Source organism: Erythrobacter sp. S259 (genome assembly GCF_057364965.1).
This window is the reverse complement of the sequence record NZ_CP200286.1, coordinates 1,426,882-1,440,608: the sequence shown is the minus strand read 5'-3', so window position 1 is coordinate 1,440,608 and position 13,727 is coordinate 1,426,882. Positions and strand designations below refer to the sequence as shown.

Sequence of the window (13,727 nt, the reverse complement as noted above, 5' to 3'; positions counted from 1 at the left end):
CATCAATATCTCAGCCGGAATGTCTTCCTGTGCAATATTCTGCAGAGGTTCATTTTGCAGACCTGTTTGGGCAATTGCTGTGTGCGAAAAGCTCAGAACAATTGCACAAGGGGTGCAGTAGAGTGCGAATTTTGCTTTGTGTAGATATTGAACCAAGAATAGCTCCCATCATCAGATACTTGAGAATATTACGGGCTTGGTCGTGATGTTTTCGTTAAACTGCCTTGATGTTGCAATTGAGAATGACGCGATTGTCGTCAAAAATGTGAGGTGTGCGGAGTGACGCGGTGAGCGCGACAGGTTAAAGACAGCAACAATGCTAACCCGCCTTTCCATCCGCAATATCGTTTTGATCGAAGCGCTTGACCTGGATTTCCGGCGCGGGCTTGGCGTGCTCACTGGGGAAACGGGCGCGGGTAAGTCGATCCTGCTGGATGCACTGGGTCTTGTTCTGGGTGACCGAGCAGAGACCGCTTTGGTTCGTGCAGGTGAACCAAAGGCGAGCGTTTCGGCCAGCTTTGAGTTTGCGCAATTGCCAAGCGGTATCATCGCTGCCCTTGATGATGCGGATATTGAGATTGAGCCGGGCGAACCGCTCATTATCCGCCGTCAGGTCAAAGCAGACGGGGGCTCCAAAGCCTTTATCAATGACCAGCCCACCAGCGTTGCTTTGCTGCGCGAGCTTGCCGCGTCCTTGGTCGAACTGCACGGACAGCACGATGACCGAGGCCTTGTGAACCCGCGCGGGCATTTGGCACTGCTTGATCGGTTCGCAGAGGTTGATCTTGATGCGCTGAACCGCCGCTGGAAAGCATGGGCCAAGGCTGAGGCGCAATTGGCAGAAGCGCGCGGCGAGGTGGAGCAAGCAAAGGCGGATCAGGATCTCCTGATTGCGCATTTGGCGGAGCTGACCTCGCTTGAACCGCAGGCAGGTGAGGAGGCACGGCTCGCCGCCACCCGAGCGGATATGCAAAAAGGTGAGAAGCTCTCGGGCGATCTTGAGGAGCTGCGCCACCTATGGGAAGGTTCCGATAGTCCGCTGGCCAATCTGCGCGTAGCGGCGCGAAAGCTCGACCGGATTGCCGAGGAGCATCCGCTTTTGACCGAAGCGCTGGCGTCACTCGACCGTGCGGTGATCGAGGCAGGCGAGGCGGAGGAAAAACTTGAGGCGGCCGCCATTGCGCTCGTGCACGATCCGCAAGCCTTGGATGCAGCCGAAACGCGTCTGTTTGAACTGCGCGCGCTGGCCCGCAAACACCGCTGCGAAGTGGACGCTCTACCAGAATTGATGCGCGAGATGCGCGGGAAGTTAGATGCGATTGAGGGAGGGGAGGCACAACTCGATGCTCTTGAAGCGGGCGCCATTGAGGCGCGAGAGGCCTATCTTAAGACCGCTGAGAAAACGCATGAGGCCCGGGTGAAGGCGGCGAAGAAGCTTGATAAAGCGGTCGCCGGTGAACTTGCCCCTCTGAAACTTGATGCTGCGCGCTTTCAGACGAACGTCACCCAGCTTGCCGAAGATCGCTGGGGCGCATCCGGTATGGACGGGGTGGAGTTTCTTATCTCGACCAATCCGGGCGCCGACTTTGCGCCGCTCACCAAGATTGCATCGGGCGGCGAACTCTCCCGCTTTATCCTCGCATTGAAGGTGGCTCTTGCGGAAAAGGGCGGGGCGGCCACGATTATCTTTGATGAGATCGACCGGGGCGTCGGCGGCGCGGTGGCCAGCGCGATAGGCGAACGCCTTGCACGACTTGCCAGTGAAGAGGGTCAATTGCTCGCCGTCACGCACAGTCCGCAAGTGGCTGCGCGCGGCTCTCAGCATTACCTTATTGCCAAATCGTCCAATGGCACAGTCACTAAGACGGGCGTGGTTGAGCTCGATCCAAAAGGCAGGCAGGAAGAGATTGCCCGCATGCTTTCAGGCGCAGAGATCACGTCAGAGGCACGCGCGCAGGCCGATCGGCTGCTGGAGGACGTCTAGGTCCTACCTTTAGACTGTGTTCGGTCACGGCGGGCCACGAATTGGCCAGATACAGGAGTGAGGACGTAGGAAATGCTTGGCATATTCAAGGACGAGAGACGCATAGCTGGCCAATTCTTGGCCCGTCCCTTCAGGGATTTGGCCAAAATTCGCCCGCGCAGCGTCGCAAAAGCTTGAAAGTGCTCTGCACTTCCTGTGCTTTCACTTCTCGTGAGATACGAATTTTGTCTCAAACCGTAATCCAAACACAGTCTAAAGGTAGGACCTAAGCATGGAATTTCTGGGTGGGCTTTTGGCGGCGTTTGCGGCGCTGGTTCTCTTGGCAGGTGTTGGCCTTGCCGCATTACTGGCCCTGGCGTCGATGGTGGTGCTCCATTTCCTGACGCAGATGAGCTTCAGACGCGTTTTCTTTATCTCAGCCGGCATCGGATTGCTCGCTCCTATCTTCTTGGGACTGGCGATATCCGGCGCGATTGCGGACGGTTCCATCGAGAGCGATATTCGCGATGAGCTTGCCGATGTGGTTCAATTGCCTGAGGATGCAGGAGAGAGATGGAGCGAGGCGCTGCCGCGGCTGCGCGAAATCGGCGAGGCGACCGAGCGCGGCGAGCTTTCCGAGGAAGAGGCAGAGGCCCGCGTTCGCGAGATCTTTAGCGAGTTTGAGGATCTACGGATTGGCATCGACGTGAACGGCGACGGTGTTGTCGTCGGGGACAGCGATAGCGGTGTACCGCTTGAGCTGCCTGAGGGTGTAGAGATCACCACTGACGACAATCCCCCCGAAAATTAGAGCTTGTTGGGGGCAAGATGGGGACTGGCAGACAAGCTAAGGAGATGACTTCAGCCTCCGCAATGCTTGTGGGGATTGCGATGGTCTTTTCCCTTGGCGGTACTCTATTTGGCCTTGCCGGGCTTCTTATGTGGGGTTTTCGCGCAGCGGATGTGATGATCCCCGGGACGAGCGATGCGCCTGATTGGCTGAGCGTGTTCTTCGCAGACACGACAATTCTCAACTTTGGCTTGATGGCGGCGATCACCGTGCTGGGCCTCCTCAACCTTTTGCTGGCCGTGCGCGCTAGAGAATTTTTAGCAGGAGGGTGGAAGCGATGGATGATCCAGTCCATAGCTTCGCTCATTGCAGCTATAATCTTTCTGAATGCCACGAATGTCACTTGATCCTGCCCAAATATCCGAAGCCCAAGCCGCAAATGAGCTTATGCGGCTCGCGAGGAAAATCGCGCACCATGACAAGCTTTATCACGCGGACGACGCGCCTGAGATCACCGATCAGGAATATGACGCGCTCACGCGCCGCAATCGTGAGCTTGAGGAGGCGTTTCCGCATCTGATTCGGCCTGACAGCCCGTCAAAGAAGGTTGGGCATGAAGTCGCGGCATCGCCGTTGAGCAAGGTCACCCACGAGGTTCGCATGATGAGCCTCGACAATGGCTTTAATCGTGAGGAGGTGGCCGAGTGGGTGTCCCGGGTTCGGCGTTACCTCAACCTTGGTGAGGATGACCCGGTGGCGATCACCGCCGAGGATAAGATCGACGGCCTTTCGTGTTCGCTTCGGTACGAAAAGGGCAAGTTGGTGCGCGCAGCGACGCGCGGAGATGGGCAAGTGGGCGAGGATGTAACGCCCAATGCGCGGCATGTTTCTGATATTCCGCAAGAGCTTCCAGAAGGCGTCCCAGACGTTTTTGAAGTGCGCGGCGAGGTCTATATGTCGCGCGCTGATTTCGCGGCGCTTAATGCCGCGCAGGAGGAGGCGGGCGCAAAGCTGTTTGCGAACCCGCGCAATGCGGCTGCTGGGTCATTTCGCCAGAAAGATGCGAGCGTCACGGCAAAGCGTCCGCTTAAATTTTGGGCCTACGGCTGGGGCGCGGCTTCCGAAGTCCCGTGTGAAACGCAAGAAGCGATGATGCGGGTGATCGAAAGCTGGGGGTTCCCGCTTTCTCCGTTTCTCACGCGCACGCAAAACGTCGATGCGATGATCGCGCATTATGACAAGATCGGCCAGCAGCGCCCTGATCTTGGCTATGAGATTGACGGGGTGGTCTACAAGGTCGACCGGCTCGATTATCAGGCGCGGCTTGGGTTTGCGTCAAAGGCCCCGCGCTGGGCACTGGCGCATAAATTTCCGGCAGAACGTGCGCAAACGACGCTTGAGGCGATTGATATTCAGGTGGGACGGACTGGCAAGCTCACACCTGTGGGCCGTCTCGCTCCGGTGTTGGTGGGCGGGGTAACGGTCACCAATGTGACCTTGCACAACCGAGATGAGATCGAGCGTCTCGGCGTGCGCCCCGGCGACCGCGTAGTGATCCAGCGCGCGGGCGATGTGATCCCGCAAGTGGTCGAAAACCTCACCCGCGATGAAGAGCGCGAGCCATTTGTCTTCCCCGAACAATGCCCGGTTTGCGGCAGCGAGGCTGTGGCGCAGGACGATGATGTCGATGTGCGCTGCACCGGCGGGCTTATCTGCGGGGCTCAGCGCACTCAGCGGCTTGAACATTTTGTGAGCCGCAAGGCGCTGGATATTGATGGGTTCGGCACCAAAACGATCACGCAGTTTTTTGAGCTTGGCTGGCTTGAAAGCCCCGCTGATATCTTCCGGCTTCGGCAGCGGCGCGAGGATATCTTGGCGCTTGAAGGGTGGCAGGATAAGTCTGTCGATAACCTGTTGGCCGCTGTGGATAGTAAGCGCGAACCTGATGCGGCGCGGCTGCTGTTCGGGCTAGGCATTCGCCACGTAGGCGAGGTAACGGCGCGCGACCTGTTGAAGCACCTCAATGAGCTTCCTGCTTTGCGCGAAATCGCTCAAAAGGCGCATTCTGGTGATGAGGATGCTGCAAGTGAACTTACTGCAATTGACGGCATCGGGCCCAGCGTCGTCGAGGCGCTCGGCGACTTCTTCCACGAGCCGCACAACGTAGCTGTATGGGAAGATCTGCTCTCGCAAGTGTCGCCACCGCGTTATGAGGTCGAAGTTGTCGAAAGCCGTGTGGCAGGCAAAACTATTGTTTTCACTGGTAAACTCGAAACCATGAGCCGCGATGAAGCCAAGGCTCAGGCGGAGAGATTGGGCGCAAAGGCATCAGGGTCTGTTAGTGCTAAGACAGATATGCTAGTGGCGGGGCCTGGCGCCGGATCAAAGTTGAAAAAAGCGCAAGATTTAGGGATCGAAGTGTTGGACGAAGCGGGTTGGGCTGAGATTGTTCAGGCGGCCAGTGGGTAAGAAGGAAAAACGCAATGAACAACGATCTCTTTCGCAGCGAACTTATTCACGGGGCGCTTTGGGGCGCTGTCGTCGGTTCGGTCACTGGCTATCTTGAGCTTGGCATTGTCTACGGCGTGATCGCCGGTGCTTTCTACATGCTGGCAAAACAAGTCACAGAGCCTAAAGATCGCATGACCGACGCTCTGATGAGCAAAATCGGCTTTTGCGTTCTTGCAGGCGCGGCTGCTGGCCTTGCCACCGGTTATCCGGGGCTCGGCGTCCTGATGGGCTTTTTCCTTGGCGTTTTCTGGCGCATGGCCACGAGCGTCGAAGGCGAAGAGCGCGAAACCGCGACATCCTTCTACGGCAAAATCTAACGTTCACCGATGGACATATTGCGCGAACTGCACCCGCAAGCATTACGGATTGCGGGGCATTTGCGCGCGCGCGGTGAGAAAATCGCGGTGGCTGATGGGGCGACGGGCGGGATGATCATGGCCACCTTGCTCACCGTTCCGGGTGCGCTCAATTTCTTTGTAGGCGGCGGCGTTGTCTATTCCTTTCGCGCGCGCGATGTCCTCTTCGACCAACCACGCGAGGCGTATAAAGGCATTCGTGGGCCGTGCCAGGAATATGCCGAACTTCAGGCGCGCTCGATCAGAGACAATATGCACGCTGAGTGGGGATTGGCGGAAAGCGGCTCAGTCGGGGGATCAAAGCATCCCGGAGGCGCACCTTCGGGTCTCAGCGTGGTCGCGATTGCGGGGCCTGATGATTTCGTTGCGCACACTGTGCTTGAGACTGACAGCGATGACCGGATTGCAAACATGTACGCATTCACTCGCAATGCACTGAATTTTATGGAAAAGACAATTTCCTAGCGAAAAATTTAAGTGGGCGTGTCGAAACTCGCTTGCTCCATTCGTCTTCCTGTCAGAGCCTCGCTGAAACGGCGTGGGCCACAGACGGAGACTAACGCAATGCAATACATCTTGATGATCCATGAAAGCGAAGACGCCTATTCCGGCGAGGACGCTGCGGCCGTGATGGAAGCAACGATTGCGGGCCATATGAAGCTAGCTGAGAAGCTCAACGAAGCCGGCGTGCAATGGTCGGGTGAACGGCTGCGCGAGGCGCACACGGCGACCACTTTGCGTTATGAAGGTGGGCGCGCGGCCGCAGTGCATGATGGGCCTTTTGCTGAGACGCATGAGGAGCTTGGCGGTTTTTACATCGTCGATACGCCCGACCTTGATGCTGCGATCGAGTGGGCGAAGCTCATTCCCATTCCCGGCAACGGTGCGGTCGAAATTCGCCCTGTGTTTCCCGAAGAGGAAATGGGGTGACCGGTGAGCGGGGCTGATCGCGCCTTTGCCACTGCGATAAGCGATGCACGGCCAAAAGTGGTCGCCGCCCTTGCCGTGCACTGCCGCGACTTGGATTTGGCGGAAGACGCGTTTGCTGAAAGCGCAGCCCGGTGTCTGAAACAGAAGGTGGCTCCCGACAATGTGGCGGCGTGGCTAATTGCTGCGGGAAAGCGGGTGATTGTCGACACCATCAGGCGCAGCCAGACCGAGGCCCGTTTAATCGAGGAAGGGGAGCAAATCAGCGAAATGTCAGCGCAAGTGCTTGCTTTCCCGGACCCCGTTCAGGATGAGCGATTGAGGCTCATCTTCATCTGTTGCCACCCAGCCATCGCGGCCGAGGCGAGGGCTGCTTTGGCGCTCAAAGTGATTTGCGGGCTGCCGGTTTCCGAAATTGCCCGCGTTTTCCTCACAAGCGAGCCCGCCATGTTTCAGCGCATCACACGCGCCAAACAAAAAGTGGCTAAAGCCGGTATTCCCTTTGAGATGCCCGCTCGTTCTGCCTGGGGTGAGCGGTTGGATGCGGTGCTGCTGACGCTCGAATTGGCGTACACGGTCGCTTACCAAGACGCGGGCGGTGAACGCTCGCAGATCGACGGTGCCCACGCAGGGCAAGAGGTTGCACGCTTAGCCTCGCTTGTGGCGGAGTTGTTACCACAAGAGCCAGAGGTCTTGGGGTGTGCCGCATTGACTGTGCTTGCAGATTCGCGCGCTGCTGCCCGGGTGGATAGCGACGGTGCGATGGTGCCTTTGTCGCAGCAAGACACCGCGCTTTGGGACTTTCGCGCGGTTGAACAGGCGAGGGCGTGGATGGAGGACGCAGCCCAAATTGGCCGGATTGGCCCCTATCAATTGATGGCAGCGATCCAACTCATCCATGCCAAACGCGGATTGTTGGGACGCGGATCTGATGGGCAGACGGATTGGGAGGCTATTGTCAGGCTCTACGATGCTCTTGTGAAATTGCGGCCTGGACCCGTCACTGAGTTCAATCGAGCGGTGGCTTTGGCTAAAGCGCAGGGTCCCGAGGCGGGTTTGTTTGCCCTGGACGCCATCGACGGCGCCAAGCTTCAGTCCGCGCGGCCTTACTATGCAGCGCGCGCCGAACTGCTCTTGCAACTTGGGAGACCGCCAGAGGCCGAAGAGATGTACAAACGGGCAATCGCGCTTGATCCCCCTAGGGCTGAGCGGTTGTTTCTTGAACGGAAACTAGCGGAGGTCAAAGGCCCTTAGACCGCCCTCAGATCACTTTGCGGCGGCGGAACCACAGGATCGCCCAATCTCCGCGCTCCAACCTTCCGGCTAGGCGGAAACCCACGCGGCGATAGGTTCTGCGCACTGCGCTTTCCTGCTTTCCTGTAAGAAGACCTGCAAGAAGCACGCTTCCCCCTGGTGCCACCGCGCTCGCAAAGTCAGGGGCCAAGTCGACCAATGGCCCGGCCAGAATGTTCGCAATAAGCAGATCGTATGGCCCGCGAAGGCGCAAGAGCGGGTCTTCCATACCGTCGGCGATCACCATTGTGACTTCGCTTGACATGGGACCGATCGGAACCGAATTGAGCGTTGCATTGAAATGGACGACGTCTGCGCACACAGCGTCAATATCGGATGCAGTTACCTGAGCCATCGGCCATAATTTGGCACCTGCAAAGGCAAGAAGCCCGGTGCCTGTACCTATGTCCGCAATGCGCCGGACGCGCATACCGGTCGCTTTCATAGTGCTCAATACTTCGAGACATCCAGCGGTGGTTTCATGCTGACCTGTCCCAAATGCCTGAGCTGCGGGGATGGCAAAATTGATCAGGTCTGGATCAGGATCATAATCGGGTGTGTGCACGAAAAAGCGGCCCGCCCGGATTGGCGGTGTGCCGCGCTGGCTCTCCGCGACCCAGTCCGTTGCAGGGATTTCCTCGACTTCTATCGCGGGGGGGACGCCTTCAAACAGGCCTGTGATCGCTGATATTTGAGTGTTGGTAGGTCGTGACGGACACCACCCTTCAAGGACCCAATCCTGCGGTCGGTCTTCGCTGATTTCGTGGCCCGAAATAACGAGATTAATGTCCCAGTCTTCGATTTTATCATGGGCAAGAAGAGCCGCCTGAACGATTTTCTTTGGAGCGTAAGCGATAAGTTTCCAGCTAGCGGAAAGAGCCACGGGAATTTCCTCTTTATTGCAGCATGCATGCGCCATCTCAGCTACTGGGCGCTCGCATCACTCAGCGAACTGTAAGTAACTAGCCTATGAAACCAAAGTGCTTTTTGCGAGCTTTGTGCGATATCTACCGCACAAAGCTCGCACCATTTGCATCAAGAACTGCGCCGGTCATGCTGGGCGGTGCGTCAAGAGCGCAGTAGGTGATCATTGAGGCAATTTCCGCTGGCTGCGCTACTCGGCCAAGCGGAATGTCTGTCAAAAGCCCAGCACCTCCCCGGCTTTGCAAATAGTCTCCTGCCATAGATGTGTCGGTAAAGCCCGGTGTGATCGCATAGCTTAAGATGCCTTCTGCTGCATAAGCGCGCGCGATGGTCTTGTGCATCGCCACCATTCCGCCTTTTGCCGCAGCGTAATGCCAGTGAGCCGGCGAGTCGCCGCGATAGGCAGCCCGGCTAGCCACATGAACAAGGCGGCCGCGCTCTCCGCTCTTGCCGGCCAGCCGGCTTTGCCAATGGCGCACGGCATATCGGCTGAGCTGCGCGGCGGCTGTGAGATTGATGCGGATGGTGTCTTCCCACCGGTCGAGCCATTCAATGTCGGACAGAATCAAGCGAGTTGTGTTCGAATAGTCCAGCATTGTTCACGACCGCCAATATGTCGCCGCCGCTTATCTCAAGTGCTTCATTCCACAGGGTTTGTGCAGCAAGCGGGTCTGCAAAATCTGCAGCGACAGTATCAGGACCACCAGCGCGGGTGGCGTGACCAATGACAGTGAACCCGCGGCTTTCCAGCGCTTCTTTGGCTGCGCGGCCGATCCCGCGGCTTGTTCCAGTGACGAGGATGTAACTCATGCAACCACCTATCGGGAAAATTGCAAGTAAAGTCGAGCGCATGCAGGCTTGCGCCCGTGGCCCACTTCGCTAAGTGAGTGTGGGATAAACAATCGATATGAGACCAGTATGACCCAAAGACCGCTTTCGCCGCACCTTCAAATATGGCGGTGGGGACCCCATATGCTGGTTTCGATCCTTCACCGCGCAACTGGCGATGGTATGGCTTTGGTTGGCCTTGGTGTTCTGGTTTGGTGGCTTGGCGCGCTGGCGAGCGGGCCAGAGGCGTATGAGACGTTTCTTGCCGCCGCGAGCTCTCCGATTGGATATGTTGTGCTTGTCGGGCTCACTTGGGCGTTCTTCACCCATATGATGAGCGGACTGAGGCACTTTGTTCTCGATATTGGCGCCGGCTACGAGCTTGATACGAATAAGTTTTGGTCGATCGCTTCGCCGATCATAGCAATTCTGCTGACGATTGCCCTTTGGGGTTTTCTCCTCTTTGGAAAAGGAGCGTAAGCCATGGGTAACGGCACTTCCATCGGCCGCGTTCGCGGATTGGGCTCTGCGCATGAGGGCGCGCATCACTGGTTGATTGCGCGCACGACAGCGGTTGGCAATCTCATTTTGATGACGTGGCTCATCACAAGCTTCGTCCTTCTCACCGATTATTCGTATGAAACGGTCAGCGGCTGGATTTCTCAGCCGATTGCCGCTGTACCTATGATGCTTTTGATTATCAGCGTGTTTTACCACGCGAAGCTTGGCCTTCAGGTTCTGGTTGAGGACTACGTTCACGAAGCGGGTCTGAAATTTGGCACACTGACCGCTCTCAACCTTGCCGCATTTGGCGGCGGCGCATTTGCTCTATTTAGCATTGCCCGCCTCGCATTGACAGGAGCTGCCTGATGGCAACTGCACCCGCAAACGACGCTTATAAAATCATCGACCACGTTTACGATGTGGTGGTGGTTGGTGCAGGGGGCTCCGGCCTTCGCGCGACCACTGGTGCTGCCGAAGCTGGCCTGCGCACTGCGAACATATCCAAGGTTTTCCCGACTCGCTCGCACACGGTTGCAGCGCAGGGCGGCATCGCGGCTTCGCTTGGCAATAATACGCCCGATCACTGGACCTGGCATATGTATGACACCGTGAAGGGGTCAGACTGGCTGGGCGATCAGGATGCTATCGAATATCTCGTTCGCGAAGCGCCGCAGGCGGTTTACGAACTCGAGCATGCAGGCGTTCCGTTTAGCCGCAATGAAGACGGCACCATCTATCAGCGCCCGTTTGGCGGCCATATGCAGAACATGGGCGATGGTCCGCCAGTGCAGCGCACCTGTGCCGCAGCCGACCGTACCGGCCATGCAATGCTTCACGCGCTCTATCAGCAGAGCCTGAAGTATGATGCCGACTTCTTTATCGAGTACTTTGCGCTCGATCTGATCATGGCGGATGTCGACGGCGTGCGAAAGTGCGTTGGCGTTATGGCGCAGTGCCTTGATGATGGCACGATCCACCGGTTCCGCGCGCAATCCGTGGTGCTCGCAACCGGCGGTTATGGCCGTTGCTATTACACTGCGACTTCTGCGCACACTTGCACTGGCGATGGCGGCGGCATGGTGCTGCGCGCTGGTCTTCCGCTGCAAGACATGGAGTTTGTGCAATTCCACCCGACCGGCATTTACGGCGCGGGCGTGCTGATCACAGAGGGCGCACGGGGTGAGGGCGGTTATTTGACCAACTCCGAAGGCGAACGCTTTATGGAGCGTTATGCGCCTTCCGCAAAAGACCTCGCATCGCGCGACGTTGTGAGCCGTTCGATGGCTCTCGAAATGCGCGAAGGACGCGGCGTCGGCGCGGACGGCGACCATATTCACTTGCACCTCGATCACATTGCGCCAGACGTTTTGGCTCAGCGTTTGCCGGGTATCACCGAAAGCGGCAAGATTTTCGCAGGCGTGGACCTGACCAAAGAGGCTCTGCCGGTAACGCCGACCGTTCACTACAACATGGGCGGTATTCAGTGTAACTATCACGGTCAGGTTGTGACCATCGGCAAGGATGGCAATCCTGATGAGGTTGTGCCGGGCCTTTATGCTGTTGGCGAAGCGGCCTGTGTGTCGGTCCACGGTGCGAACCGTCTCGGTTCAAACTCGCTCATTGACCTTGTGGTCTTTGGCCGCGCAACTGGTCTTCACCTTAAAGAGACGCTCACACCGGGCGCAGCTCAGCCTGAGCTGCCAACCGACAGCGCAGACTTCTCGCTCACCCGTCTTGACCATTTCCGCTATGCCAAGGGCGGTTCACCCACCGCAGCAATCCGCAGCGATATGCAGAAAGCGATGCAGAAACACTGCGCCGTTTTCCGCGATAGCGAGCTGATGGATGAGGGCGTAAAACTGCTTGCTGAGCAGAATAAACGCATGGAAGACATTCATGTGACCGACCAATCGCTCATCTGGAACTCGGACCTGATCGAGACGCTAGAGCTCGACAATCTGATGAGCCAAGCCAATGTCACCATGGCCTCTGCTGCAAACCGCAAAGAAAGCCGCGGCGCACACGCACACGAGGACTTCCCCGACCGCAACGATGCGGAATGGATGAAGCACACGGTGGCATGGTTCGAGGGTTGGGGCGGTCAAGGCTCCAACATCCGCATCGATTACCGTCCTGTGCATGAGTACACGCTCACTGAGGATACGAGTTATATCGAGCCGAAAGCGCGAGTTTATTGATTTGATTGAAGACCCGATCATGTGCCTTACATCCGAAGAGACTGGCGAGGTCATAGCGGATGCATATCAAGTACGGTCTAGGGCCGGTGATAAGGCTGCAGACTTTGTCGGAATAGCTAATGATTTGAAGGCGGTAGAGGTCGCCTGTGCTAATTTCAACGGCTCAAGGGAAGGTAACAGCCGTCTTGATACTGACCGTGCACTTCTTGATTCGGCGCTGATAAGATACCGTAGATGTTTTAATAAAGGGAAGAGGTTGAACCTCACTAGGGAGGATGTCGAAAGACATGCAAAGGCATTTCTAGAAATGCACGACTACTTTTTTTCCATATCCAGCAAACACATCGCGCATTCGGTGAACTATTATGAGTATGTTGAAGCTCTTGTTTATCTAAACAAAGAAAAGCATGTGGTCGCGATCCAAGTGGGAGTGATCGACTCTCTCGAATCGCCCGAGCGGGTGAAGGTTTTGGGCAAGTTAGCCAACTTGCTTAGGGTGCGACACGTTGAACCTGAACAGAAATTTCATCGGGAGCAGTTCGCAAAGTTTGTAGGTGGTCTCGGTAAAGATCAACTTCAGAAATTGAAGCTCGCAAAAATGCCGATGAGCAAATTGAATGACCCCAGTGCTCCTAGAAAACGGGAGCAGATGACTTTGTTTTGAATTCTGATGGATAGTATCAAGTGTCGCCTCCGCTCCCGCCTTTCTTCCTATTGGAAGATGGAGATGGGCAATGCGGTGCTTGTGCCAGCGTTCATGGTATTCGCCAGCATCTGGCTCGAACAAGACGCGAGTCTTTGGTTGGTCTTAGCGTGTTTGCCTATGTGCGGGCTTCTGCTGCTGGGCGGCCTCTACTGGCGGGCTAAGTTGCATCAGTTGGAGGGGCAGCCGCAAACTCTCAAAAATTTTTTGCCTTGGGCTCACAAACTCCAACGGGCGTTTGCCATCTCGAGTGTCTTGTCGCTTGGGCTAATTTCCGCCGTTTGGCTCTTTCATATTGGTGCATCAACGGCGGACAAGGTTTCGATCACCGTCGCAGCCGTCCTCACGATCCTTGAATATATCAATTACTACCACCGGCAATTGCAGCACTTTGATCATGCCGGCGACTTCAATCGGCTGATCACAGGGCGCGGATTTCGGCCTTCACAAATGGCGAGTGACCTTGCCCGCAACAGGCACACAAACTTAGCCGGAAGCCATCCTTAAGCGGCTTTGTCGGTGGGTTCATCTGAACCAGCGGATTGCAGTTTTGCCGCGCCAACAGGCGCAATCCTTCTGCCAAAAAGGCCGTATACCAGATTTTGCGCAGGTGCCGCCAGGTCGGCGGCACGGTGAGTGTTTCGTGGATCGTCATTCATGACCATTCCCCCAAATGGTGCGTGCACATCGGCCCCAGTGCGTTCGTGCCAAAGCGTGTGTAAGTCCTCCG

15 protein-coding genes and 1 pseudogene are annotated in these 13,727 nt (G+C 56.9%); 13 read left to right on the top strand and 3 right to left on the bottom strand.

Annotated features, from left to right (window positions below; translation table 11 throughout):
* Positions 1-316: 316 nt before the first annotated feature.
* The 8 genes from recN (at position 317) to AC0V60_RS06800 (ending at position 7,801) form a co-directional block, all read left to right on the top strand.
* Complete coding sequence (recN, locus tag AC0V60_RS06835) at positions 317-1,984, top strand: DNA repair protein RecN (RefSeq protein WP_486177746.1); 1,668 nt, start codon at positions 317-319, stop codon at positions 1,982-1,984.
* Positions 1,985-2,255: 271 nt separating this feature from the next.
* Complete coding sequence (locus AC0V60_RS06830; protein ID WP_486177745.1) at positions 2,256-2,774, top strand: hypothetical protein; 519 nt, start codon at positions 2,256-2,258, stop codon at positions 2,772-2,774.
* A 44-nt stretch (positions 2,775-2,818) separates the two neighbouring features.
* Positions 2,819-3,160, top strand: coding sequence for a hypothetical protein (locus AC0V60_RS06825; protein ID WP_486177744.1), 342 nt, complete (start codon positions 2,819-2,821; stop codon positions 3,158-3,160).
* Entirely contained in the window at positions 3,150-5,222 is a 2,073-nt protein-coding gene (gene ligA, locus AC0V60_RS06820) for an NAD-dependent DNA ligase LigA (protein ID WP_486177743.1), read from the top strand. Before AC0V60_RS06825 ends, ligA begins: the two co-directional genes overlap by 11 nt.
* A 14-nt stretch (positions 5,223-5,236) precedes the next feature.
* Positions 5,237-5,581 carry a hypothetical protein gene (locus AC0V60_RS06815; protein WP_486177742.1) on the top strand — a complete coding sequence of 115 codons (345 nt, stop codon included), beginning with the start codon at positions 5,237-5,239 and terminating at the stop codon, positions 5,579-5,581.
* Between the two features lie 9 nt (positions 5,582-5,590).
* Positions 5,591-6,085 carry a CinA family protein gene (locus AC0V60_RS06810; RefSeq protein WP_486177741.1) on the top strand — a complete coding sequence of 165 codons (495 nt, stop codon included), beginning with the start codon at positions 5,591-5,593 and terminating at the stop codon, positions 6,083-6,085.
* 99 nt (positions 6,086-6,184) lie between these two features.
* A complete protein-coding gene (locus tag AC0V60_RS06805; protein ID WP_486177740.1) occupies positions 6,185-6,550 on the top strand; it encodes a YciI family protein in 366 nt (121 codons plus the stop codon).
* A gap of 3 nt (positions 6,551-6,553) precedes the next feature.
* Positions 6,554-7,801 carry an RNA polymerase sigma factor gene (locus AC0V60_RS06800; RefSeq protein ID WP_486177739.1) on the top strand — a complete coding sequence of 416 codons (1,248 nt, stop codon included), beginning with the start codon at positions 6,554-6,556 and terminating at the stop codon, positions 7,799-7,801.
* 7 nt (positions 7,802-7,808) lie between these two features.
* Here the strand turns inward: AC0V60_RS06800 and AC0V60_RS06795 are convergent, their stop codons facing one another.
* Positions 7,809-8,723 (bottom strand): 50S ribosomal protein L11 methyltransferase, encoded by a 915-nt coding sequence (locus AC0V60_RS06795; RefSeq protein ID WP_486177738.1) that lies wholly within the window; start codon positions 8,721-8,723, stop codon positions 7,809-7,811.
* A 124-nt stretch (positions 8,724-8,847) separates the two neighbouring features.
* Positions 8,848-9,574 (bottom strand): annotated as a pseudogene (locus tag AC0V60_RS06790) (SDR family NAD(P)-dependent oxidoreductase).
* A gap of 108 nt (positions 9,575-9,682) precedes the next feature.
* On the opposite strand from AC0V60_RS06790, the gene sdhC reads away from it, so the two are divergent.
* Genes sdhC through AC0V60_RS06765 form a run of 5 tightly spaced genes read left to right on the top strand, consistent with a single transcriptional unit; the run spans position 9,683 to position 13,504 of the window.
* Positions 9,683-10,072: a succinate dehydrogenase, cytochrome b556 subunit gene (sdhC, locus tag AC0V60_RS06785; protein ID WP_486177737.1), complete on the top strand. Its 390-nt coding sequence runs from the start codon at positions 9,683-9,685 to the stop codon at positions 10,070-10,072.
* A gap of 3 nt (positions 10,073-10,075) precedes the next feature.
* Positions 10,076-10,462, top strand: coding sequence for a succinate dehydrogenase, hydrophobic membrane anchor protein (gene sdhD / locus AC0V60_RS06780; RefSeq protein WP_486177736.1), 387 nt, complete (start codon positions 10,076-10,078; stop codon positions 10,460-10,462).
* Complete coding sequence (sdhA, locus tag AC0V60_RS06775) at positions 10,462-12,294, top strand: succinate dehydrogenase flavoprotein subunit (protein WP_486177735.1); 1,833 nt, start codon at positions 10,462-10,464, stop codon at positions 12,292-12,294. The genes sdhD and sdhA overlap by 1 nt, the downstream gene beginning before the upstream one ends.
* A 1-nt stretch (position 12,295) precedes the next feature.
* Positions 12,296-12,958: a hypothetical protein gene (locus AC0V60_RS06770; RefSeq protein ID WP_486177734.1), complete on the top strand. Its 663-nt coding sequence runs from the start codon at positions 12,296-12,298 to the stop codon at positions 12,956-12,958.
* Positions 12,959-12,964: 6 nt separating this feature from the next.
* On the top strand, positions 12,965-13,504 hold the full coding sequence (locus AC0V60_RS06765) for a hypothetical protein (protein ID WP_486177733.1): 540 nt from the start codon (positions 12,965-12,967) through the stop codon (positions 13,502-13,504).
* Here AC0V60_RS06765 and AC0V60_RS06760 read toward each other — a convergent pair.
* Positions 13,501-13,656 (bottom strand): hypothetical protein, encoded by a 156-nt coding sequence (locus AC0V60_RS06760; RefSeq protein ID WP_486177732.1) that lies wholly within the window; start codon positions 13,654-13,656, stop codon positions 13,501-13,503. The two genes, AC0V60_RS06765 and AC0V60_RS06760, sit on opposite strands and share 4 nt — an antisense overlap.
* Between the last annotated feature and the right edge of the window lie 71 nt (positions 13,657-13,727).